This window comes from Corynebacterium sp. CCUG 61414, assembly GCF_024453945.1.
In the GTDB taxonomy this organism is placed as follows: Bacteria; Actinomycetota; Actinomycetes; order Mycobacteriales; family Mycobacteriaceae; genus Corynebacterium; species Corynebacterium pseudogenitalium.
The window spans coordinates 251,441-275,400 of sequence record NZ_JAGPYU010000001.1; the positions used below are offsets into that span (position 1 = coordinate 251,441).

21 protein-coding genes are annotated in these 23,960 nt (G+C 54.5%); 7 read left to right on the plus strand and 14 right to left on the minus strand.

The window, feature by feature from the left end; genetic code table 11:
* Nucleotides 1–33 precede the first annotated feature (33 nt).
* From KBX14_RS01180 to lexA, 5 genes are all read right to left on the minus strand, one after another.
* Complete coding sequence (locus KBX14_RS01180; protein ID WP_070363496.1) at nt 34–303, minus strand: HPr family phosphocarrier protein; 270 nt, start codon at nt 301–303, stop codon at nt 34–36.
* Between the two features lie 67 nt (nt 304–370).
* The gene (locus tag KBX14_RS01185) at nt 371–2,425 is read right to left on the minus strand and encodes a fructose-specific PTS transporter subunit EIIC (protein ID WP_070362336.1); all 2,055 of its coding nucleotides are present in this window, start codon (nt 2,423–2,425) and stop codon (nt 371–373) included.
* A 22-nt stretch (nt 2,426–2,447) separates the two neighbouring features.
* A complete protein-coding gene (locus tag KBX14_RS01190; protein WP_256041707.1) occupies nt 2,448–3,416 on the minus strand; it encodes a 1-phosphofructokinase family hexose kinase in 969 nt (322 codons plus the stop codon).
* A 159-nt stretch (nt 3,417–3,575) separates the two neighbouring features.
* Entirely contained in the window at nt 3,576–4,361 is a 786-nt protein-coding gene (locus KBX14_RS01195; RefSeq protein WP_256041708.1) for a DeoR/GlpR family DNA-binding transcription regulator, read from the minus strand.
* 136 nt (nt 4,362–4,497) lie between these two features.
* On the minus strand, nt 4,498–5,181 hold the full coding sequence (gene lexA / locus KBX14_RS01200) for a transcriptional repressor LexA (RefSeq protein ID WP_070976759.1): 684 nt from the start codon (nt 5,179–5,181) through the stop codon (nt 4,498–4,500).
* Between the two features lie 204 nt (nt 5,182–5,385).
* On the opposite strand from lexA, the gene KBX14_RS01205 reads away from it, so the two are divergent.
* Both KBX14_RS01205 and nrdR read left to right on the plus strand, forming a co-directional pair.
* Complete coding sequence (locus KBX14_RS01205; protein ID WP_143000867.1) at nt 5,386–5,778, plus strand: hypothetical protein; 393 nt, start codon at nt 5,386–5,388, stop codon at nt 5,776–5,778.
* Between the two features lie 49 nt (nt 5,779–5,827).
* Complete coding sequence (gene nrdR, locus KBX14_RS01210; protein WP_070362341.1) at nt 5,828–6,289, plus strand: transcriptional regulator NrdR; 462 nt, start codon at nt 5,828–5,830, stop codon at nt 6,287–6,289.
* Nucleotides 6,290–6,302: 13 nt separating this feature from the next.
* Here the strand turns inward: nrdR and hrpA are convergent, their stop codons facing one another.
* Both hrpA and KBX14_RS01220 read right to left on the minus strand, forming a co-directional pair.
* Nucleotides 6,303–10,208, minus strand: coding sequence for an ATP-dependent RNA helicase HrpA (gene hrpA, locus KBX14_RS01215; protein WP_256041709.1), 3,906 nt, complete (start codon nt 10,206–10,208; stop codon nt 6,303–6,305).
* Nucleotides 10,209–10,223: 15 nt separating this feature from the next.
* Nucleotides 10,224–11,180, minus strand: a complete 957-nt coding sequence (locus KBX14_RS01220) for a hydrogen peroxide-inducible genes activator (RefSeq protein WP_070479000.1) — start codon at nt 11,178–11,180, stop codon at nt 10,224–10,226.
* Nucleotides 11,181–11,316: 136 nt separating this feature from the next.
* Between KBX14_RS01220 and KBX14_RS01225 the strand changes: the two genes are divergently transcribed.
* Both KBX14_RS01225 and KBX14_RS01230 read left to right on the plus strand, forming a co-directional pair.
* Nucleotides 11,317–11,913, plus strand: a complete 597-nt coding sequence (locus KBX14_RS01225; protein ID WP_070362343.1) for a peroxiredoxin — start codon at nt 11,317–11,319, stop codon at nt 11,911–11,913.
* A gap of 77 nt (nt 11,914–11,990) precedes the next feature.
* Nucleotides 11,991–12,515, plus strand: coding sequence for a carboxymuconolactone decarboxylase family protein (locus KBX14_RS01230; RefSeq protein ID WP_256000254.1), 525 nt, complete (start codon nt 11,991–11,993; stop codon nt 12,513–12,515).
* Between the two features lie 35 nt (nt 12,516–12,550).
* Here the strand turns inward: KBX14_RS01230 and KBX14_RS01235 are convergent, their stop codons facing one another.
* Both KBX14_RS01235 and KBX14_RS01240 read right to left on the minus strand, forming a co-directional pair.
* Nucleotides 12,551–15,094 (minus strand): DEAD/DEAH box helicase, encoded by a 2,544-nt coding sequence (locus KBX14_RS01235; protein ID WP_256041710.1) that lies wholly within the window; start codon nt 15,092–15,094, stop codon nt 12,551–12,553.
* 36 nt (nt 15,095–15,130) lie between these two features.
* On the minus strand, nt 15,131–16,171 hold the full coding sequence (locus KBX14_RS01240) for a PAC2 family protein (RefSeq protein ID WP_083290923.1): 1,041 nt from the start codon (nt 16,169–16,171) through the stop codon (nt 15,131–15,133).
* 136 nt (nt 16,172–16,307) lie between these two features.
* Between KBX14_RS01240 and KBX14_RS01245 the strand changes: the two genes are divergently transcribed.
* Complete coding sequence (locus KBX14_RS01245; RefSeq protein ID WP_168156179.1) at nt 16,308–17,465, plus strand: DUF4192 domain-containing protein; 1,158 nt, start codon at nt 16,308–16,310, stop codon at nt 17,463–17,465.
* Between the two features lie 13 nt (nt 17,466–17,478).
* Here KBX14_RS01245 and KBX14_RS01250 read toward each other — a convergent pair whose 3' ends face one another.
* The 5 genes from KBX14_RS01250 to KBX14_RS01270 all read right to left on the minus strand — a co-directional run bounded on the left by KBX14_RS01250 (nt 17,479) and on the right by KBX14_RS01270 (nt 21,864).
* Nucleotides 17,479–18,165 (minus strand): metal-dependent transcriptional regulator, encoded by a 687-nt coding sequence (locus tag KBX14_RS01250; RefSeq protein ID WP_070362348.1) that lies wholly within the window; start codon nt 18,163–18,165, stop codon nt 17,479–17,481.
* Between the two features lie 139 nt (nt 18,166–18,304).
* Nucleotides 18,305–19,300, minus strand: coding sequence for a sigma-70 family RNA polymerase sigma factor (locus KBX14_RS01255; RefSeq protein WP_070478945.1), 996 nt, complete (start codon nt 19,298–19,300; stop codon nt 18,305–18,307).
* A gap of 92 nt (nt 19,301–19,392) precedes the next feature.
* A complete protein-coding gene (gene dtd, locus KBX14_RS01260) occupies nt 19,393–19,827 on the minus strand; it encodes a D-aminoacyl-tRNA deacylase (protein ID WP_256005076.1) in 435 nt (144 codons plus the stop codon).
* Nucleotides 19,828–19,829: 2 nt separating this feature from the next.
* Nucleotides 19,830–21,383, minus strand: a complete 1,554-nt coding sequence (locus KBX14_RS01265) for a methyltransferase (protein WP_256041711.1) — start codon at nt 21,381–21,383, stop codon at nt 19,830–19,832.
* 4 nt (nt 21,384–21,387) lie between these two features.
* Nucleotides 21,388–21,864, minus strand: coding sequence for a DUF3099 domain-containing protein (locus KBX14_RS01270; RefSeq protein ID WP_256005073.1), 477 nt, complete (start codon nt 21,862–21,864; stop codon nt 21,388–21,390).
* Nucleotides 21,865–21,915: 51 nt separating this feature from the next.
* Here KBX14_RS01270 and KBX14_RS01275 point away from each other — a divergent pair, with 51 nt between their 5' ends.
* Complete coding sequence (locus KBX14_RS01275; protein WP_070363499.1) at nt 21,916–22,170, plus strand: DUF3039 domain-containing protein; 255 nt, start codon at nt 21,916–21,918, stop codon at nt 22,168–22,170.
* A 65-nt stretch (nt 22,171–22,235) separates the two neighbouring features.
* Nucleotides 22,236–23,948, plus strand: coding sequence for a DEAD/DEAH box helicase (locus KBX14_RS01280; RefSeq protein ID WP_070363498.1), 1,713 nt, complete (start codon nt 22,236–22,238; stop codon nt 23,946–23,948).
* The last annotated feature ends 12 nt before the right edge of the window (nt 23,949–23,960 follow it).

Below are 23,960 nucleotides of genomic sequence, written 5' to 3' on the forward strand. Positions count from 1 at the left end.
TCAGATGTAGCGCTCGGGCTTTTGTTGAGGAATTTACTCTTCGTCGAGGTTCTTCTCGATCAATGCGGCAATCTTTTCAACTGCCTCACTGTTGTCAGAGGTAACGGTGACCTCGTCACCGAACTCGGCGCCCATTGCCATGATCATCAACGAGGAAGCAGCATCCGTCTCTTCCTCGTCCTCGTCACCGACAAGGGTCAGGATGACCTCGTCATCGTATTCACCGGCGGCGTCAGAAATAATGGTTGCTGGACGTGCGTGCAGTCCAACGGTGGATCCGACTTTAACTGTCTTTGAAGCCATGTGCTTCATCCTTTCTGCTTTGAAAGTATCTATCGAGTTTCTGTATTCAGTTTAGGGGCCTGTGTCCTTAGTTCGCCACCGCTGCAGGTTCTGCTTGGGCAGCGACCTTCTGGATCTCCTCGTTTGGCCAGAACTGCTTAGCGACGATGACCGCTACAGTTGCGACCGCCACGCCTGCAATGAGCGCGACGAACAGTCCCCACCAAGGCTCGTAGGCAAAGAGCACGAAGAGACCACCGTGTGGAGCCTGCACACCAACATTGAGTGCCATGCTGACCGCGCCAGCAGTGGCGCCACCGAGCATCATCGAAGGGATAACGCGGAACGGGTCAGCTGCAGCAAACGGGATTGCGCCCTCGCTGACAAACGACAGTCCGAGGAGCCATGCGGATTTGCCGTTCTCTTGCTCCGCCGGGGTAAACAATCCTTTGCGGAGGAACGTCGCGATTGACAGTGCGATCGGGGGAACCATGCCAGCAATCATTACAGCCGCCATAATTTGGAAGCTTGCCTCCGTTCCCGCAGACAGACCAGCGGTTCCGAAGAGGTACGCCGCCTTGTTGACCGGGCCACCTAGGTCAAAGCACATCATGAGCCCGATGATGACGCCGAGCAGGACCGCAGAGGATCCGCTCATCGACTCAAGCCAGCCCTGCAGTCCCAGCATGAGAGACTCAAGCGGACGCCCCAACAGTAAGAACATGATGAGGCCGATAGCAAGGGAAGTCAGCAGCGGGATGATGACCACTGGCATCAGGGACCCGAGCCAGCGCGGAACCTTCCATGTCTGAATCCAGTATGCGATCAAACCAGCCAGCAGACCTGTGACAAGGCCGCCGATAAAACCTGCGCCAACCATGACGGAGATAGCACCGCCGATAAATCCTGGCGCGATACCTGGACGTCCTGCAAGGCCATACCCGATGTAGCCGGAGAGCGCCGCAACAACGAAGCCCATGCCCATCTGGCCTGTCGCGAACATGACAGCACCGAGATACAGAAGCCAGCCGGAACGGCGGAACGTCATCATTTCACCGTCGACATCGATTGTATGTCCAGGCAGGTGGGTCGGGGAGAAGTTCGTGACGAGGGACTGCCAGCCATTCGCCATGTCGTATCCGCCGAAGAGGAAACCAAGCGCGAGGAGCAGGCCGCCTGCTGCAACGAAAGGCACCATGTACGACACACCGGTCATTACAGCTTGCTGGATCTTCTTTGGCCAGCTTTCACCAGAGGAAGCGGAGTCTTCTCGCTGCTCCGATCCCGCCGTGGTGACTCTTGGTGCATTCGGATCGTTTGCAGCGGCAATGGCCTCGTCGATCATCTTGTTTGGCTCGTTGATGCCACGCTTTACTGGACTATCAACGACCGGCTTGCCTGCAAAACGTGCTTTGTTACGCACAGCAACATCATGGGCGAAGATTACGGCGTCAGCACTGTCGATGTAGGCCTGATCCAGAGGATCGCCGCCGGAAGAACCTTGCGGCTCCACCTGAAACTCGACATCATCGCGAGCCTGCGCAGCTTGTGTCAGAGCGTCGGCTGCCATGTATGTGTGGGCAATGCCGGTCGCGCACGATGTAACAGCTGCAATCCTAAACTTTTTCACGCCATCGGTCTTGCCCGTCGCAGCGGGAGTAGGTGCTGCGGCAGTTTTCTTCTTAGGAGCAGCGTTGACGACGTCCAGCACCGCGTTGACGACCGTTTGCTCATCCTTTGCCTCGCGGAGCTGAGTTACGAAGTCGCCGCGTACCAAGGCACGTGCAAGCTTGGAAAGGATCTTCAAATGCGCCTTACCGCCGCCTTCAGGAGCAGCGATCAAAAATACAAGCTCTGCGTCTCCATCTGGCCCCGAGAAGTCAACGGGCCGCTGTAACCTGGCAAAAACCAACGTTGGGGTTTCGACTGCTTCGGTGCGGCAGTGGGGGATTGCAACACGGCCATTCACACCGGTGCCAGCTTTCTGCTCACGGGCGTAGGCTGCGTCGGCTAGCTTCAAGCTGTCGCTTGCTCGGCCTGCGTCCTGGGCTTGCTGCGCGAGGTGTTCGATGACCTCTCTCGGCGTCGACCCGTAGTCCACATCGAGACTAACGAGTTGTGGAGTGATGATGTTGTCACTCATGGTGGACTCCTGTTCTCTTAAATTATGAATCGATTTCTACAACTTGGGTTTGTTCCAAGTTGATGTCGTCAGGGCTTGGAATCCCGGTACCTGGTAGGCCTGCTGCAGCAGAGCCATAGGCGACCGCGGTTTGAAGGCACTGGTCCAACGGCAGGCCTTGAGTGCGAGCCATAACATATCCAGCAAGTGAGCTGTCGCCTGCTCCAACGGTAGATTTCACAACAGTCGGTGGTGGCGTTGCTGCCCAGGCAGAGTCTGCAGTGACCAGGCAAGCACCTGCGCCACCAAGGGTGACGAGAACTTCCTTAGCCCCTCGCTGAATCAAGCGCTTCGCTGCCTCAACAACCTCGGAGTAGTCTCCGGCTGAAGCGCTAGTCTCTAGTACATGCCCATCGGCTCCCACCAATTGCGCTAATTCAAAAGCGTTGGGTTTCAGGATATCGGGGGCTGCAGATTCAAGCTGATCTCCCAGCTTTACCAGGGGTTCGTCTGATGTGTCGACGGCCACCAGTACGTCTTCGGCGAGCCTCAATCGGATTTCTCGGGTCAACGTTGCGTAGAGATCCGCCGGGGCTCCACTGGGCAGCGACCCTGCCATGACGACGGCCTTACATTCGCTGCTATGCGAATCAAGCGCGTCGAGGAACCCCTGCTGGACATCAATGGTGTATTGAGGGCCAAGCTCATTGATTTTGGTAGTCGTACCGTCGGATTCAGTAATCGCAGTATTGGTACGGATAGTGCCCTCAACCGGGATGAAAACAAAAGGAAAACCGAGTCGGTTAGCAGCGAACTTGAAAGGGTCGCTTTCCCCGCAAGGAACTACAGCGAGTGCCGCTCTTCCAGCCTTCGCTACGGCGTGGGCCACGTTGACGCCTTTTCCGCCAGCTTCTCGCGTAGCGGTAATGGCACGGGCGACTTCGCCGCGACGCAACGTTGCTACAGAAAGCGTTGCATCTGTACTTGGATTCGGAGTGAACGTCAGAATCATGTGGCGCATCCTTAGAGTAATTGGTGCTCTGTGGGGTAGCGCCTACCGAAAGTCTGTTGTGCAGCTGCAGTATCGAAAAGCGCTACTAAAGCCATAATGCCCGATTGTGTCCGTTAATGCAATAGGTCGGACGCAATCGGGCATTTGGTTCCTTTTGTTTCACTCTTCGGCAAGGACGACCTTGATTCCACGCTCCCGCAATTCGCTGACAAAGCTCTCTGGTGCGTCTGTGTCGGTAACAACGATGTCAATTGCGTCTAGCGGCGCAAAGCTAACTAGATAATCATTGCCGAGCTTCGTGGAGTCGCAGAGCACAACTACCTTGCGTGCATTGGTGACCATTGAAGATTTGACCGCAGCCTCTTGGGCGTCGGCGGTAGAGAGGCCGTGGTCAATAGTCAAGGCATTCGTGCCAATAAAAGCAACATCTGCACGCATAAGCGCGAGAGTGCGTAATGCCGTATCGCCTACAACAGCTTGGGTGATTGCACGGACTGTCCCCCCGAGGAGCTGAACGTCTGTAAGCCCGCAGGATGATAGGTCTAGCGCGATCGGGAGGGAGTTCGTAACTATAGACCAATGTTGTGTTTTTCCTGCTGCGGCAATAAGATCGGCCAGTCCATTGATGGTGGTGCCGGCGTCGAGAAAGATGCCAGCGCCAGGATCCTCTGGGAGAAACTGTGTCGCAGCGCGCGCGATCGCCGATTTGGCGGTCGGTGCCGACCGGAACCGGGCATCAAGAGAAAACTCTGTGGTGAGAAATGATTGGCTAGCGACGGCTCCGCCGTGAACGCGGTGGACAATTCCTTCATTATGGAGAATTGCCAAGTCCCGCCTGATGGTCTCGGCTGTTACATCAAACCGTTCGGCCAGCTCCGTAACATTCACGCGTCCTTCGACTGCGGTAAGTGACGCGATCTGCCTTCTTCTCTCTTCGGCGTACATACAACTCCTCCGTGGGGCAACCACGAATCAGCAGGGTTCAAAAATTAGGTTGCCCCTATTGTTGCAAAACCGTGCGCCCGAATGCTTTTACATGTGTTTGATAGCCCCCGGTTGGGGGCGAAATGGCGAAAAATGGCTACAGGGTCCGGAAAACAGAGACCACTTTGCCCATAATCTCGGCGTCGTTGCCTTGTATCGGAGAAAAGGCATCGTTATGAGGAATGAGCCATACTCCGGAAGAGTCCTTATGAAACTCCTTGACAGTTGCCTCCCCGTCAATTAGCGCTGCTACGAACTCGCCCTCTTCGGCAACATGTTGTGAGCGGATGACTACCCAGTCACCATTGAGAATGCCTGCATCGCGCATTGATTCTCCAACCACCTGAAGCATGAAGAGGTCGCCGCTATCGAGTAGTTCTTCCGGCAGGGGGTAGTAGTGTTCAATGTTTTCCTCTGCCAGGATCGGAGTTCCAGCGGCGATTTGGCCGAGGACAGGGATCATCCGTGCTGGAGAAGTTCCATCAATGTCCGCATCGTCTTTCGGTGTAACCGAACCTCCCATAGATTCTGGCAGGTGGCGGAGGTCTACGGCTCGTGGCTTGTTTGGGTCACGGCGAAGGAACCCTTTCTTTTCGAGCTCCTTCAGCTGGTAGGCGACAGAAGAAGTTGATTGGAGTCCTGCGGCGTCGCCGATCTCTCGAATGCTTGGTGGATAGCCACGTAATACGACGGCGTCGCGAATGACTTGAAGGATTCGCTTTTGTCTGTCTGAAAGTACGCTCATATCGAACTTTTCACTGGTTGTGTTCTTGCGTGCCATGGGTCCTCACATTGAGTCTCGATAGTGTCTTCTGTACAGAATATATCAAAGAGGGCAAATATGTTCGATAGTTGGGGGGGTTGTGGGGATCTGATATGAGATGGTATAAATCGAACATAGAAGTTAAATCGAACAAATACGCTAAAAATGTTTCGCGTGAGATGAGAAACCTTCGAATTCGCGAAATGAAGTAAGGGGCATTTTATGAGCATCATTGACCAGGCGAAAATAATTTCTACTCGTGCTGATATGGCGGGAGCTCCACTTGCACCACGGTCTTCAATGCCAGCTGAAGTGTGGGATTTTGTACCCATGCGGGGTGATCGAGGGGGTGAGCCGTCACGCCACGAGCAGGTTATCAACCAGAACTTTCGTTGCCGCTGGGCGGCTGCAGATGCTCCCGAGCCAACCGTTTATTCTTCCGCCGAGCCTCAAGAGCAGCGAGCAAACGTTCTAATGGGAGCCCTTCTTGGGGTAACTATGTTCGTCGCTGTACTTATCTCGGGCGATTTCGGTAATAGCGAGTGGGACTCGGTGTCGCGGGACGATTCGAACGTTGCTCATAGCTATGAAGTCGCTTCTGCAGCGCAACGTTAACCCGCTAATGTAGGGGGTGATAACTGTTCTCCGAGAAAGTGGGGTGTAGATGTACTGTCCGTTTTGTCATCACGAACAATCGCGAGTTACAGATTCTCGTGTTGTAGACGGGGGCTCTGCTATCCGGCGGCGGCGAGAGTGCACATCGTGCGGGGGCCGATTCACAACGATCGAGAAGGCCGTGCTGACCGTTGTGAAGCGCAATGGAGTAACTGAACCGTTCGACAAGGAAAAGTTGATCGTTGGTGTTCGGCGTGCTTGTCAAGGCAGGAACGTTAGCGACGACGCATTGAAGCGGCTAGCGCAGCAAGTAGAGGAGACGGTTCGGGCCCAAGGAAGTTCTCAAGTTGCGGCAAATGACATTGGACTGGCGGTATTGGAACCGCTTCGCACACTGGACGAAGTTGCGTACCTGCGATTTGCCTCGGTGTACAAGTCTTTTGAAAGCGCCGAAGATTTTCAGTCGGAAATCCGCTTGATGAAACGACGCGAGCGAGAGGGACTGGAATAAAGTCCGAGGCTCACTAGCGAAGTTTATCGACCATTTTTTCAATACGACGCACGCTCACAGGCTTTTGGGTGCCAAGGTGTTGTGCAAACAAACTCACTCGCAGCTCCTGAATTCGCCACATCACGTCCTTGTATGCGCGTGTCTTCCTGCGTTGGGCAGGGAGCTGTTCCAATCGTCGCTCTAGGTAAGCCTTAGCATTTGCTACTTCAGCCTGCCGCTCTTCGTCACGTTCCGGTTCCGCTTCTAGATGCTCAAGCCGTATCTGGATTGCCTCTATGTAACGGGGGAGGTGCTGTAGGTGTTGCATGCCATGAACCGTGATAGCGTTCGCGGGCAGCATGAATGCTAGTTGCTCCCGAATATCGTCAATCGCAGGACCAGACCAATTCTTGAGCTCTTGCATCAAATCTGAGTATGCAGCGAGACCTGGCGCGATCGATACAATTGATCGTCGGACAGCTCCCGGAATAGTCGGTTTAATTTTCGCACATAGTGCGTCGAAATCAGCAGGTGACCTCACAGGGCCGCCGGCTTGAATCATCGCGTCGCGGATTGCTGCAACGCGAGCGTCTTCGACAAGGCCGGAAGCCCCGCCATGTGGATACCTATCAACAGCGACACGTTGCTGTAGTGGCAGTCCCTTCGTCATCTGAGTATCGGAAACCTCGATTGCCCGCAGCAGCAACGTGAGCGTTGCCGTCATCATTGATGCATCAGCACTCGCCCGGGTTGGATGCACAGCAACGCGAACGCCTTTGGGAGTCACCTCGAGCGCAGGATAGGCCTCGACTTTGTTGCCATCAATGGTTGTGGTCGTACTTTCGGGAATATCGCCGAGTGTGTCTTCGGTCCATACAGGAACTTCGGCAGTTTCAGAGTGGCGGCTTGCTTTCGCGACTGAAGAACGAATCTGTGTGGCCCGACGCTTCTTCAAAGCAAGGAGACTCTTGTCTGAGTCGACAATCTTCCCACGTTTATCAATGACTGCAAACGTTATGAGCAAGTGCGGTGGCAGCAGGTGCGTGCGGAAATCATGCCCGCTAATGCCGCTGGCACCCAATTCAGTGAGGGCCTGAGCCAGTGCTTCGGTAACCGACGTGCGTGGATCGAACGTCATACGCTCAAGTGCACGGTCAGCGAAGTCTGGAGCGGGGACGACGCCCTTGCGTAGTGGTTTCGGCAGTGAACGAATGAGTTCAGTCAGCAACTCTTTACGTAGCCCAGGTACAAGCCAGTCAAATCCGACTGATTCAACGCTGGCCAGTAGAGGCAGGGGAATTGCGATGGTAACGCCGTCGTAGGCGGTTCCAGGCTCGAATTTGTACGACACATCGAACCGCATCGACCCTTGTGACCATGACATTGGAAAGTCTTCTGCAGAGATAGTCTGGGCAGAATCGTCAACGAGTTTACTTGGATCAAAGTGAAGATATCCGGGATCGAGCTGCCGTTGCTTCTTCCACCAACTGTCAAAATTGTTCGCTGTTGTGACTGAATCCGGCAGTTTCACGTCGTAGAAATCGAATAGAGTGTCTTCGTCAACGACGATGCCCCTACGCCGTAGCTTTTCTTCAACTTCTGCGGCTTCGCTTAGCAACAAGCTGTTGTGTTCGAGAAACTTATGAGTCCTCGTCCAATCGCCGTCAATGAGTGCGTGACGAATAAACATCTCGCGCGCAGCCGTAGGATCAACGCGGTGGTAGGGGATAAGTCGGTCTCGCACGATAGGGATGCCGTACAATAACGATTTTTGATGAACCATTGCGCATGCGCGTTTCCGTGACCAGAACGGTTCTGAATAGACATGTTTCAGGAGTGATCCTGCCGCGTGCTCGATCCATGAGGATTCTACTTTTGCCACGTCTCTGGCCCAAAGCCGCGAGGTTTCTACAAGCTCGCTTGCCATCAAAAACTCTGGTGGGGTCTTGGCCAGCGATGACCCTGGGAAAATCAGGAAACGGGTACCACGAGCACCTTGGTATTCCTTGCTGTTTCCGTCGCGAGCACCGATATTCGAAAGTAAGCCAGTGAGCAACGCTCGATGAATCGAGTCAGCGTCACGTTTCGTTGTCATTGCTTTGTCGACGTCCCAGCCCAGTCGACGTTCGACGTCGCGGAGCTGACGAACGAGGTCGTGCCATTCACGAATTCGCATATAGTGCAAATACTCACGCTTCATGCGCTTTCTGAACTGATTGCCTGAAAGCTCTTCACGGAGACCTCCGACGTAATCCCAGAGCTTGAGCGCTGAAAGAAAGTCGGATGTCTTGTCTTTGAAGCGTGCATGGGCTTGGTCTGCTTGTGCCTGAAATTCCAGGGGGCGTTCGCGCACGTCTTGAATCGACATATGGGCGACAACTGCGGTGACATCCTCCAACACCCGGTAGCGTTCGGCCTCGACGAGCATGCGAGCCATCTTGGGGTCGACTGGGATTTTCGCAAGCGTATGGCCAATTTTCGTGAGTTTTGGAAGTTCACCCTTTGGTATTGCTTTGATTGCACCGAGCTCGTACAAGAGCGTAAGGCCATCGCGAATAGCTTTGTCGTCTGGGGATTCCACGAATGGAAAGTGCCGCATGTCGCCGAGATTGAGAGAAATCATTTGCAGGATTACACTTGCCAAGTTGGTCCGCAATATTTCAGGGTCAGTAAATTCCGGGCGTGAATTAAAGTTCTCTTCCGAGTACAAGCGGATAGCGATACCGTCAGCAACACGTCCACAACGGCCCGAGCGCTGGTTTGCTGAGGCTTGGGATATCTCCTCAATTGGAAGACGCTGTACTTTAGTCCGCGTTGAATACCGTGAAATGCGAGCGAGGCCAGTGTCCACAACGTAGTGAATTCCCGGCACTGTGAGCGAAGTTTCGGCGATGTTCGTAGAGAGGACGATCCTACGCCCGCTATGTGGGGAGAAGACGCGGTGCTGTTCTGCGTTCGAAAGGCGTCCGAAAAGTGGCGCGACTTCAACATTCTTCCAATGCTGCTTTTCAATTGCTTCCATGCAGTCACGGATGTCACGTTCTGAGGCGAAAAAGCAGAGGATGTCACCGTCGCCTTCTGCCATCAACTCCTTGATGGCGTTGATAACACCGTCAATCATGTCAATATCAATTTCACGATCGCCGGCATTTTCGACGAGCGGACGGTAGCGCACCTCAACCGGGTAGGTACGACCTGAAACCTCAATAACCGGGGCGGGGTTGCCTTCTTCGTCACAGAAGTGCTGCGCGAAGCGTTCGACGTCAATGGTGGCGGACGTGATGATGACCTTCAGGTCGGGGCGTTTGGGGAGAAGCTCCTTGACGTATCCAAGCAAAAAGTCGATGTTCAGGGAACGCTCGTGCGCCTCATCGATAATGATGGTGTCGTACGCGTTGAGGAACCGATCACGCTGAATCTCCGTAAGGAGAATTCCGTCTGTCATGAGCTTCACTGAGGTAGTGGTGCTGACCTTGTCGTCGAAGCGAATGGCGTAGCCGACCGATTCTCCAATGCTCTGACCTAATTCGTCTGCTATGCGTTCAGCGACAGTTCTAGCAGCGAGACGGCGCGGCTGAGTATGCGCTATACGTCCTCGTCGACCGCGGCCGAGCTCGAGCAGCATCTTAGGAATCTGGGTGGTCTTGCCGGATCCAGTTTCACCAGCAATAACAGTCACTTGGTGGTTCGCGACAGCTTCTAAGATGTCATTCTTGCGTTGAGAAACCGGGAGTGCATCTGGGTACTCGATGTTCGGAATGAGTTCATCCCGCGCCCGAACGACGTGCAAGCTTCGGGCAATTGCCTCTTCAACTTTGTTAAGTTCCTTGCCGTTCTTGGCCTGTCGAATGCGACGGCGAAGACGTCGGACGTCGCGTAGTTCCACGTTGTCTAGTTGGCGGAAGAGTTCTTTCTTAGGTGTTTGTTCCTGGTCCTTCATAACTAGCGTCCCAGTTTAGCGGGACAGAATCGCATCACTGGTTTTCGCTACCTCTTTGTACGCCTTTCTACACAACGCTCCAAGTTCCTCAAACTCATGGATGCGGGAAGAAGAAGAGCGGTAGGCCAGTCCAATTGTACGCTTCGCGTCGACACTCTTCTGGAAGGTAGAAAGCCCCAAACCAGGACGTGTGCACTCAGCTGCAATAGCTGACTTGGGAACGAGGGTTGATCCAAGGCCAGCAACAACCAGCTGCATGATGGTAGTCAGTGACGCAGCCCGTGTATCTGATTGGCTTGAATTTGAGGGCGTGGTTTGAACGTTCTTGCAAAGATCAACTATTTGGTCGCGCAGGCAGTGGCCGTCGTCGAGAAGAAGCAAATCGAGTTCTTCCAGGACATCGAGGGTAAGGTTTTGGAGCCCAGACAACTTGTGTTTCTCATTTGTTACGACAATGAAGTCTTCGTCATAGAGTTCCAGTTCACTGACTCCAGGCGCGTGCGTAGGCAGGGCTAGCAGCGCCACATCGACGTTTCCGTCGCGCAATTTAGCGAGTAGGTGTTTGGTGGGCTCTTCGATGATTCGAGGAGTTAAATCGGGGAACTCGCTCTGAATCAGTTGTAAAAGGGTGGGCAGGATATACGGTGCGATGGTGGGGATGATGCCGATATTGAGAGGCCCGGAAAGGACCCCATGTGCACCGCGGGCATGTGCAACAAAAGCATCGGCTGCTTCAAGCGTTGCTTTCGCATAGGGGAGGAGCGCCTCCCCAGTTGGAGTGACGATGACCTTTCGGGTGGATCGCTCGATAAGTTGAATCCCTAAACCGGTCTCTAGCGCGACCAATGCCTGGGATAATGACGGTTGAGAAATGTTGAGCTTGCTCGCAGCAGTGCCGAAGTGCCTATTCTCGGCGATGGTCACAAACGTACGAAGTTGGGCCAAGGTTGGTTTATATTCTTTATTGTTCATTCTTATAACCATACGGCATTGCAATAGGTTTTGCTGTTGAAATTGCGCGGCGTTTCTGGCACAATGTTTGTCAGAGTGCGAGCGATTGCATTCCAAGACCGTATATATACGACATCTCACATTCGGAGGTTAAGCTATGGCAATTCTGACTGTAGGCGAGCGTTTCCCTGAGTTCGATCTGGTAGCGCTGAAGGGTGGCGACCTTCATGAGGTCGACGCAACAAGCCCAGAGGACTACTTCGAGAATGTATCCCTGGAAAAGTACGAGGGTAAGTGGAAGGTCGTTTTCTTCTACCCGAAGGACTTTACGTTCGTCTGCCCAACCGAGATCGCAGCGTTCGGCAAGCTGAACGAAGAGTTCGAAGATCGCGATACGCAGGTCCTTGGTGGCTCCACTGACAATGAGTACTCCCACTTCAACTGGCGTGCAACGCACCCAGATCTGAAGACCGTTCCGTTCCCAATGTTTGCTGATGTCCGCCACGACTTGATCCGTGCACTGGGCGTTGAAAATGAGGCAGGCGTCGCTGATCGTGCAACGTTCATCATCGACCCAGACGGCGTCATCCAGTTCGTGTCTGTCACCCCGGATGCTGTTGGCCGTAACGTCGAAGAGGTCCTTCGCGTTTTGGATGCTCTCCAGTCCGAAGAGGTCTGCGCCTGTGACTGGCAGAAGAACGACCCAACGAAGAATATCGACAAGTTGGCTGTCGTTCAGGAATCCCTGAAGTAAATGAACTCCGAGTCCCCGTCACTAGTTCAATACTCAGTGACGGGGATTTATTAATAAACAATAGAGAGGAAAGAGATATGTCGATCGATAACCTGCGCAGCGCTTTGCCTGAATATGCAAAAGACCAGAAGCTGAACCTTGGCTCCTTGACACGCTCTACAGAGCTGAACGAGCAGCAGCTGTGGGGCACTCTCGTTGCCTCCGCTGCAGCGACAAAGAACCCCACCGTGATCTCTGAGATTACGGACGAGGCCAAGGAGCACCTGTCCGAAGAGGCTCTCGATGCCGCTTTCGGCGCAGCAACTGTTATGGCAATGAACAACGTTGCCTACCGCGCAAAGGGCTGGCTCGGCGATGACTTTGCACAGGTAAAGTTTGGCCTTCGCATGAACATCATCTCGAAGCCTGGCGTCGAGAAGGCAGACTTTGAGCTGTGGTCGCTCGCAGTATCTGCTATCAATGGCTGCGAGCATTGCGCTGTTGCACACTCCAACGTCGTGCGCGAAGAGGGCCTGACCAAGGAGCAGGTCTGGGAGGCAGTAAAGATTGCTGCTGTTATCCAGGCCATTGCACAGACCGTAGTGGTAGAAGACGCACGCTAACTGTTACGTCTTCTGCGCGATAGTCGGCTGAGGGACTACATCTGGACAACGTCCAAGTCCCTCAGCCGAACTTCTCCTGCCTCATCAGAGGCATCGAGATCGACGACGCCGTGGAATTGGAAGCTGCGGTCCCCATCTGGATCTTTCACGATCTGTACGACTTCCCAGAGCCGCGAGCTTTCATCCTTAACTCGGAAATACTCTGGCCCGCGAGCATCTGCGTCGATCATGACATCGTCGTACTCGTCGAAGTAGTCGTCAAGAAGCGAGGGCCAGTCGGGCCGAACATCGGGGTCGAGATATTCAAGCATCGACTCCAGGGCTTCTTCCTTTTCGAACGCAAACAGTTCGACAAGCCTAAAGAAATAGTTGCGAACCATGATTTTGAACGCCCTGCGGTTCGCTGTGAGCGCCGTAGGATCCTCAACACCGAACGCAAGCTCGCGGTCGAGAACATCCTGGGAGATTGGGGCGTCGTCATCAGCTAGTGTCGCCCATTCGTCAATGAGCGACGAGTCCACCTGACGGATCAGCTCGCCTAGCCATACGATGATATCTTCGAGCTCCTCAGTCATATATGCCTCGGGCACAGAGTGGGAGAGGGTGCGCCACGCATCGGTGAGGTAGCGGAGCACCACACCCTCAGAGCGGGATAGCCCGTAGGTTGCGATGAGATCCGAAAACGTCATCGCATGCTCGATCATGTCGCGTACCACCGACTTTGGCGAAAGCTGCCACTCCTTCGCCCACGGGTTACTGGAGCAGTAGGTCTCAAATGCATCTTCCAGTTCCTCCGCGAGCGGCTGAGGGTACGTCACATCTTCGATGAGTGCCATGCGCTCCGTGTAGTCGACGCCCTCTGCCTTGAGAGCTGCGATCTCCTCGCCGCGAGCTGCTGACTGCTGAGCTTGCAGCACCTGACGGGGGTCATCCAAGATTGCCTCAAACGCTGAGATTACATCCAACGAATACGTTGAAGACTCGGGGTCAAGCACCGTGAGAAATGCCAGCGCGAACGGGGAAAGCGGTTGGTTGAGCGCAAAGTCCCTGTCCAGCTCTCGCGTGAGAGTATAGGGGCGATACGCTGGAGAATCAGGAGTGCGTTCTACAATGTCAGCCTGGATGAGCCCGCGAAACAGATCGACTGCCGTAAGAATGTCACGGTTCTGCTTAGCGCGTGTGTCATGGTTGCTCCGAATCAAGTGCTTCATGTGCCCGTAGCCGTCACCCGGGCGAGCAATAACATTGAGCAACATGGAATTCGAAACTTGGAACTGGCTAGTGAGTTCCTCCGGTTCCGCCGTAGTGAGGCGCTGGAAAGTTTTTTCGGACCAGGTAACTTCGCCATCACGAGCTGACTTCTTGTTGAGCTTCTTAAGCCGCTTCGGATCGTCGCCGACGCGACGCCGAAGCTTTGCATTCTCAATCTCGTGTTCTGGCGCTTCGACGACGACCGTGCCCTCGGTGTCGTACCCAGCTCGCCCCGCGCGGCCGGCGATTTGGTGAAACTCCCTCGATTTAAGGATGCGTTGTTTCGTCCCGTCATACTTTGCCAGGCCGGTAATCAGCACAGTACGAATTGGCACATTGATACCGACGCCGAGGGTGTCCGTTCCGCAGATCACCTTTAAAAGCCCTGTTTGAGATAGTTTTTCGACGAGCCGTCGATACTTCGGCAGCATTCCGGCATGGTGAATGCCAATGCCTTTTCGAAGTAACCTCGACAACGTTTTACCGAAGGTAGTCGTGAACCTAAAATTCCCGATCTCCTCGGCGATACGTTGCTTCTCCTCTGCGGTGATGATTTTCATACTGGTCAGTGCCTGCGCGCGCTCTGCTGCCTCGCGTTGTGAGAAGTGCACAACGTAGATCGGCGCTTTGTTATCCGCCAGTAGTTCTTCGATCGTCTCATGGACGGGGGAGAACACGTAACTGAAATCGAGTGGCACGGGACGCTCCGACCCACCAACATACGTGGTTGGGCGGCCAGTGCGCTCGGTGAGATCCTTTTCTATCCAGGCAGTTTCTCCAAGCGTGGCAGACATCAAAAGGAACTGGGCCTGGGGGAGTTCCAGTAGCGGCACCTGCCATGCCCATCCGCGGTCCGGCTCCGAATAGTAGTGAAACTCATCCATGATGACCTGCTGAATCTTCGCGTGCTCACCTTCTCGCAGCGCAATATTCGCGACGATTTCAGCGGTGGCTGCGATAATAGGGGCGCCGCTGTTTACTGTGGCATCACCGGTCATCATCCCTACGTTTTCTGCTCCGAAGATCTCACACAGTGCAAAGAACTTTTCGCTCACAAGCGCCTTAATTGGGGCAGTATAAAACGAGCGCTGCCCTCGAGCCATGGCAATGAAGTGCGCAGCGTTTGCCACCATCGACTTTCCCGAACCGGTTGGCGTCGCCAGGATCACATTATCCCCAGCAAGCAACGCAAGCGAAGCTTCTTCCTGAGCTTCATAAAGCGAGATTCCACGACTCTGTGTCCACGCAGTGAAAGAGTCCCAGACGGCCTCTTCAAAAAGGTCTGCTGGAACGTCGTCAAGGTCTGCCAAATACGTCGAAAGAGTCACGCCAACTACCGTAGCCGAGTTCGTCGCGAAAAGCCGCTACTCGTCTTCCTCATCGGTTGGCTGAGCTGGGTCAATATAGTAAAAATCCTGCAAAGCCTGACTGAGATCATCGCCAAAAGGCAGTCCCCGTTGTCCGTCGACAAGCGGACGACTCTGCTGGTCCTCGATCGCCGTGAGATAGTTCTCGAAGGCTTCGCTGATCTCATCGCCGGAAGGAACCTGTGCCTCACCGGGCATCTTTGCGTTGGGATTGTTCCTGCGGTACTCCTCAACTTCACGGTCGTAATGCTGTTCGAGAGCCGAGACGACTTGCGCGATCTCCTTTGACGCAGCCGTTTGCTCTGCTAATTGACGCTGAACACTTGTTATCTCTTGCTCGAGCGCGCGGAGTGGCAACTGAAGATTTGCTGTATCCTCGAGCGCCTGCATGAGCTGGAACGCCGCCATCGGGTAAGGAGAGTTTGCAATGTAATGAGGTACATGCGCAGTAAAACCAGCGACCTTTTCGCCTCGCTTATCTAGCTCTCGCTCGATCATGATGGAGGCAGCCCCGGGCACAGTAATAATTCCGTCGAAGAGATACTTGTCTTTCACCAAGCTCTCATCATTTCCGTGTGTGGAAACCACTACTGGGCGGGTATGGGGAGCGGCAACAGGGGCAGCGTAGAGGCACAGCGTTTGCTGAACTCCAAACTGCACTGCAAGGTCAGCCACAGACTTGCTAAATGCCTCCCAACGCAGATCAGGCTCTGGCCCGCTCAGCAGCAGAAACGGCATATCCTTTGTGTCGCGGACAACACGCAGCTCAATGCCGATCTCTTCGACGTCGGCCACCGTGTGATTCGCCAGGGTTACAGCAGGCCTGCGAGAGCGGTAGTCAATGAGTTCATCGTTATTGAAGGTGGCTAAAGTGCGGGTTTCCAACGCCGCGTTGAGATGATTCGATACCCCTTCAACCGCATGGCCCGCATCTGCGTAACCCTGTAACGCAACGACGAGCGTTGGCCCCTCAGGAGATTCGCCAAGACTCGAGGGAGACGGGTACTCAAGTTCATACATGCGATTATTCGTTGGCATGACCGCTCCTAGGATAATTTGAAAGGATCTAACTTTGTACTTACCCACAACGTCTGGGGTGAAGAAATATTCCTGCTGAAAATAAGGAATTCTAGCAAAGCGGGAACCGATGCTGTGTTGGCTACGTCTAAACTGTATGAAAATAAATGCAGCTAATTCATCACTTTTTGGACCATCAGATATCATCGCAGCCCTGCCCGGGGTTCTAGGGTTTTATCCTCAAGAATCGGTCGTGGTGCTCGGCATCATTCCGGACAGCGAAGGAACACGTGGGCTTCAACTTGGACCTGTAGTTCGCGTTGACCTCACGCGCCTTGAAGCATTCATAGAAAGCCTCAAGACCGACGTGACGCAATACCTACTGGGGGATGACGTCATCGCGTACCTTGCAGTCATTGTGAGCCGTATTCCGAACTCAGAGCTCGTCAAAGACGCAGTTGATCGCTTGCAGTTCCTCGAAGAAGAAACCGGTTTCAAAGTCGACCTGTGCTGGCATGTTTCCGAAATTGCGCAGGGTACCCCATATACATTGCTTTTTGGACCGCCATTGAATGCGGCCGAAGAATGCGATCGCGCGTCCTCCCTCATTGGTGGCTGTGTATCGTCAGTGATTTCCTCTCCATCGATGCGCCCATACGTTGAGCAGGGGATACTCCCAGAACTCGATAGACAAGACACGTTTAGCTATTTTGAGCCGGTCGATTCGGAGTCCGTCCAACTGGCGCAACAAATCCAGGCACAGACACGCAAAGACGGGTTGCAGCTACTGAAAGACTTGTGGGGCGGTAGCCACGCTGGGGAGGAGGAACACCCGGCAAAACTGGCGAAAGAAGAAATTGAAAGCATTATCGAGGTTCTGCTTTGCTTGCCCGAGACTTGCCTCATCGGCCAGCGCGATGCTAATCCAATCGGCGAAATCTCGAATGAAATGAGAATCGCGCTCGAAGGCTTGACGGCTCTGCTCACCCATGCTCTACTGCGGGATACACTTATCCCCACGATTATGCAGAACCCAAAGCGACTTGCTGCTCCACTACTATTCTTGTCGCGCCATGCTGTGGGGACAGTGCGGGCAAACGCGTTAGCGTTGTGGGCTGTGATCGCTGTGCGGTGCGAGATCGGGTCTTGGGCAGGGGTCGCACTACAGTGCGCGCTGCAAGAAATGCCGGACCACTCATTAAGCGACGTGCTCCTGCAGTTACTCGCGATCGGTCAATATGAGGGTCTCCTGCACGCAGTTGAAGAAGGCGGGGAAGCAGTCTGGATGGAGCTAGAGATGCTTGCAGGTTCCTAACAGCAGATCGGCTCTACTGAAGCTCAATGCGCACGGCATGCGCGAGGTCATCAGGAATGACGAAATCTTTTTGGCCAGGAAGTGATAGCTGTAGCCCCCCATCATCCGGAAGGCTCACTATGACTTTTTGGCCGACGATATCGCCTAGGCCTGCCAGCTCCGGCAAGCGCTCTGCTTCGAGCTGCAGAATCTCACTGATTTGGACCACTACAGCTTCGCGGCCCTCGGAGAGATCTAAGTCCGTTGCGCGAGTGCCAAGCTCAGGCTTAGCAACATTTGAACCGCCAATTTCATCCAACGCAGGGATGGGGTTGCCAAACGGAGATACCTGAGGGTGGTTGAGTACCTCGTATACGCGCTTTTCCACGGCTTCACTCATCACGTGTTCCCAGCGACATGCTTCGTCGTGCACTTGTTCAATATCCAACTTGAGGATGCTGGTGAGAAGGCACTCTGCGAGGCGGTGCTTACGCATCACCGCAGTCGCACGGGCGCGTCCCTCGTCGGTAAGGGAGAGCGAGCGATCTGTTTCAACAACAATCAGGCCGTCGCGCTCCATGCGGGCGACGGTCTGGGAAACTGTCGGGCCAGACTGCTCGAGCCGCTCTGCGATTCGTGCGCGGAGCGGCACAATGCCTTCCTCCTCAAGTTCGTAAACTGTACGTAAATACATTTCTGTTGTGTCTACGAGATCACGCACGTGGAACTCCCTTGCCTAAAAGTCGCTCTGAAGCGTTGAGGCTGCATCAACATTCAACGCAGTCCAAGAATCGACGCCTATTAACGATTGCTATGGTAACCCAAAAAACTATTAGTTGCGGAACGCTTCGTCGCGGTTGTTACATTGCGTAATCCCTAAGGCGCTCTGCCCGGTCACCTACGCGAAGCTTCGCCATGACCTCTCGTTCGATTTGGCGAACGCGCTCACGAGACAAGCCGAATTTACGCCCAATCTGGTCCAATGTGCGGGGAACACCGTCGGTCAGCCCATAGCGCATACGGATGACGTCCTGCTCGCGCTGCTCCAAACCGTTGATGACATCTTGGATGTCATCGTGACGGAGCACGGATACCACCGCGTCTTCGGCGTCTGTAGCTTCTGCATCTTCAATGAAGTCCCCCAGGGGGGCCTCTTCATCCGCTCCGACCGGCATGTCAAGACTCACGGGGTCTCGGGATTGACGCAGGAGGAGCTCAATCTTGTCCTCTTCGATGCCAGACTCCTCTGCCAACTCCTCATTCGTTGGTTCGCGGCCAAACGACTGGTACATCTCGCGGCGAATTCGGGAGAGTTTATTGACTTGTTCTACAAGATGCACAGGGAGACGGATAGTACGAGACTGGTCTGCCATGCCGCGAGTAATGGCCTGGCGAATCCACCACGTCGCGTACGTTGAGAATTTAAAGCCCTTGGCATAGTCAAATTTCTCCATCGCGCGGATCAGTCCGAGGTTGCCCTCTTGGATCAGATCGAGCAGTGGCATCCCGCGTCCTGTGTAGCGCTTTGCCAACGACACAACCAGACGAAGATTTGCCTCGAGGAGGTGGGCGCGAGCTTTCCGTCCTTGCTTCGCCAGAATTTTATAGTCACGTTTCTGGGCTCGGGTGAGCTTGCAGTCTGGATCATCAAGAAGCTGCTGGGCATAGAGTCCAACTTCGATCTGCTGGGCTAGTTCGACCTCTTCTTCTGCATCGAGCAGGGCAGTCTTGCCAATGCCATTGAGATACACGCGAACAAGGTCAGCCGATGGATTGTCGTTCGTTTGATTGCGACGACTACCGCGGTCAACTTTTTCTTCGTTGTCCGCTGTTAAGGTCTGACTCTTCGACGTCATTGAGCACTGCCTCCTTGGACGAGTGGAACAGGTAATCTTCTACACCCTCAACGATCTTGGACACATTTTTGTTCCCAATGATCAAAAGAGTGCTAGGCCTCGACAATCACCGTGAATGGGCCGTCGTTGATGCTCTGCACCTTCATATGGGCACCAAACTTTCCTTCAGCGACCGTGATGCCCCGGTCCCGGAGGTAGGCTGCGATTTTTTCAATGATGGGTGCTGCTTCATCTGCGGGGGCTGCGTCACTCCATGATGGCCTCCGTCCTTTTGCCGTGCGACCCATCAACGTGAACTGACTCACAAGCAAAACAGGGGCTTGTGCGTCCACTACAGACTTTTCGCCCTCCAGGATTCGCAGTTCCGCGATTTTGCGAGCAACCGTTTCCCAAGCGTCGTCGCTATCCTTACGTCCTGCTCCGACAAGGGCCAGAATTCCACCAGTCGCCTCGCAGTCGATTGCTCCGACGACTTCACCGTCGACGGTGACGCTCGCGCTCGTAACTCTTGTCAATACAGCCTTCATTCCTACTCCACCTCTGCAATTTCCGACGGCAGCACGATGCCGTGGCGGATAAGATCCACAACAGCTGCAACCGTTTGGTTTTCCAATTCTTCAAGGGCCTGCTGGTCGTCGACACCTCGAGATGCTGCTAGGATGCCCACCACGTCACGCAGTGGCAAGCCGGCGGGATGCAATCCTGCAAGGACGGTTTTCAACGCCTCATCCAATGAATGAGAGAATCGTGGGCCATCCATTCGAGTAATGCGCAGCTCTTCGCGCGTGAAACCCAGCCCCTCTTCAGTATTTGGCACAGCGATGTCTTCGATCGCGACTGTGGGCCGGACCAGGAACGAACTATCTAAGAGTTCCTGGACGGATTTTTGCCGTAGCCACGCCTGCCGTAGATAGTATTCTTCGACCTCAGGCCCAAGCGGGTCCGTGAACGGGTGTGTTAATTCTTCCGCAGTAATCTCGGAGGGCTGGTCGCCGATGTGTTGCATGAAAATCCAACCGAAACCAATAGCGTGAACACCCGCGGCTTGGAAGTAATCGAGCCACTGTTGTGTGCGGGCTATGCCGCTTTCAGTCCTGAGGTCGACTGATTCATCTTTCAGCCACGTGGCGACGTAGGTCTCGGGGTCAACCACTTCTCGTTGAAGCACCCATGCGCTGACTCCTTGCGAAGGGACCCAACTCGCAACTCGCGACTGCCACGCCTCACCATCAATATGGGCCCATGAGCCCAGCATGCACAGCATCCCACCTTCTGCGAGATATTCAGGTGCGTGCTCTGCCACGAGGCGACTTGCTTCATCCAGTGGCATGCCGGAGTCGCGGTAAACATGCCCCACCTCCGGAATGCCGACTACAAACGGCGGGTTGGCAACGATCCTGTCAAACTGCTCGCCCGCGACAGGCTCAAACCAAGATCCTTCGCGGAGCTGAACGCTAGTGATGCCATTCATCTCGAGCGTGGCCTGAGCCAACTCGATCGCTCGATGATGAATGTCAGTACCGACGATCTGATCGGCAAGGCCAGATTGTGCTACCGACAGCACCCCTGAACCGGTTCCAAGGTCCAAAACCGTTCCAGTCGGTGACTGCGGGATCGCGTGCAACAGGGATTTCGACGCCGCTCCGACTCCAAGTACGTGATCTTTGCCGGGAACGATTGCAGACGTAGAGGCGTCGAGATCTGCAACTATGAGGTGATGCTGTTGAGACAACAAATGAGGCCGGATGTCGTAAGCAACCTCGTAGCGTTGCTCTTTGGTCTGGTGAAAGACACCTGCGCTGATGAGTTTCTCAGCAAGGGACGAGCCAAATAACGCCTCGAGCTCGTTTTGGGAAGTCGGGCGCCGCAACAACAAAGTGGATATGGCCGATCCGATAACGTCTTCTGAATGGCAGCGACGCAGGACGGCTCCCACCTCGCCCCGGTAGAGAGCCTGGTATGCATTTGGCCCAAGATAACTTCCAATCGAAGATGTGGTGTAGGGGAGCGCGCGCAATCGTTCACCGAGCTCCCGCGCAAGTCCAGGGTGTAATCCAAATGCTGTAGATGATAAATCTGTCATGCTGCTACTCCGAGTGGGATTCGTGATCGATAACGGTCGGCGTCGTATCTGTTGAAGCCTGGTTCGAGGATAGTTGTTGCCTCGACTGCTCCTCCAACGCGGCATAGGCACGACTCAGCGCAGGCTTGTAGACATTCTTTTCACGCGGATCACGCGACTCTCCTTTCGCGTTGCCCAACATCACTGCGACCCAGGGGAGCGGTACGGAAACAATAAAGAGCAACGTCGCAATCCACCAGTTTCCGAGCCACCACGCAGATGCGATCGAAAGCAAAATGAATGGGATTCGAAGCGCCTGCAACCAAAGGTATTGAGCCTCTCGGCTCTGCAGGTTTTGCTCCGGCGTCTGCTTCGCATCCGTAATGAGTGCACGGTGTCGTTTTGAGCGGAAATGACGAAAAAGGAAATGCTTATCGTCGTGGACTTCGACTTCCGCATCAATCGAGACGTGCTCTTGTGCCTCGTCCTCTCTCTCGTTCATAAATACACAGGTTAGCGCCTCGGCTTAAAAACTTTGCCAAAGTGGGGCATGATGGGAGTCGTGAATACGACGACGAAGACTCTTGAGCGCACAGACCTTCGGGAAGACACATCGTCAACAAATGATGATGGAACCCCCAAGTTTTTCCACTATGTGAAGAAGGATCAGATTTTCGATTCTGCGATTTCTGGAAAAGTCGTAGTCGCACTCTGTGGCAAGACATTTCCGGTGAAGAAGCAGGCGAAGCCTGGGTCGCCAGTATGTCCTGACTGCGAACGCATCTATAAGGGGTTGCGTCGGAAGTGACGGCTCCAGGTACGTCGGCCGGGCCTCAGCTGCGCGCATGGCAGCAAGAGGCCCTCGATTCGTTTATGCGCACCAAACCTCGAGACTTTCTCGCTGTAGCAACTCCTGGTGCGGGTAAGACGACGTTTGCACTGACACTAGCCAGCAAACTGCACGCATCGAAGGCAGTGCAGCGCATCATCGTCGTCGTACCAACAGAACACCTAAAACACCAGTGGTCCCAATCAGCAGCGAGGTTCGGCCTTTCGCTAGACCCAAACTTCACAAACTCATCTGCGGTAAACCCTGCCTATGACGGCATTGTCGTGACGTATGCGCAAATCGGTATGCACCCGTTCAAGCATCATGCGGTGGCCACTGCGAAGCGCAGTTTGGTGATTCTTGATGAGATTCACCATGCTGGTGACGCCAAAAGTTGGGGGGATGGAGTCTACGAGGCTTACAACGATGTCGAACACCGCTTAGCGTTGACAGGTACGCCGTTTCGCTCTGATGATTCCCAGATTCCGTTCGTCCGATACGTCGAAGACGGCGATGGGCACCTCGTTTCACAAGCGGACTACACCTATGGGTACTCCCACGCCTTGGCCGATGGCGTCGTCCGCCCAGTTGTATTCCTGGCATATTCCGGCGAGGCACAGTGGAAAGACTCCGCCGGGGAAGAGTATTCCGCAAGGCTTGGTGAGCCACTGAATGCCGAGCAGACCGCGCGTGCCTGGAAAACTGCCCTAGATCCGAAAGGGGACTGGATCAAGGCAGTCCTCCAGGCGGCACATACAAGGCTGAAAAAACTTCGTACGAATATGCCGGATGCCGGAGGCCTCGTCATCGCTACGAACAAGACGACAGCACGCGCCTACGCCAAGATCCTCTCCAGCATTTCGAGCACGCCCGTTACGGTCGTGCTCTCAGACGAAGCCGGGGCATCCGACCGCATCGACGAATTCTCCGCGTCCACCGACGAATGGATGGTCGCAGTCAGAATGGTCTCTGAGGGAGTCGACGTTCCTCGCCTCGCTGTCGGAGTATATGCAACATCAGCATCGACACCACTGTTTTTCGCGCAGGCAATCGGACGATTCGTACGCTCACGCATGCCAGGCGAATCCGCCTCCGTTTTTCTCCCGTCGGTCCCGGTTCTGCTCCGCCTCGCGGAAGAAATGGAGGTGTCACGCGACCACGTTTTGGGCAAACCACACCGAGAATCAGGGTGGTCCGACGAACTACTAGCCCAAGCAAACCAAGTTCAAAACGAACCAGACGACAACCCTTCGTACGAAGCCATCGGCGCATCAGCCGAGCTAGACTCTTTAATTTTCGACGGCTCCACCTACGGCACACCCACCGTCGCAGGATCCGCAGAGGAACAAGACTTCCTAGGCCTTCCAGGGCTGCTTGACGAAGAACAGGTCAAGACTCTGCTCCGCAAACGCCAAAGCGACCAACTAGATGCCCGAGAAGCAGAAGAAAAAGCGCGAAAGGCTGCCGAGCGCCAAGCACGCGAGCGTGCTGAAGTACTAGGAGAGCACTTGGCTCCCACTCAGCCGTCCAAGCAAACCTCCGCGCCGGGTAGCAGCGAGGAGGCATCAGTGGCGGCTGATGAGATTCCCCAGTTGAGAAAGGAACTCAACGCTCGCGTTTCAATCGTCGCTGGAAAGACGGGTCGCCCGCATGGTGCGATCCATACGGAAGCGCGTAAAGCGTGTGGTGGTCCGCCGACCGCGCTGTGCAATGCGGAACAGCTGCGGGCGCGTATTGCGTACTTACGAGATTGGTAATACACGAAACCG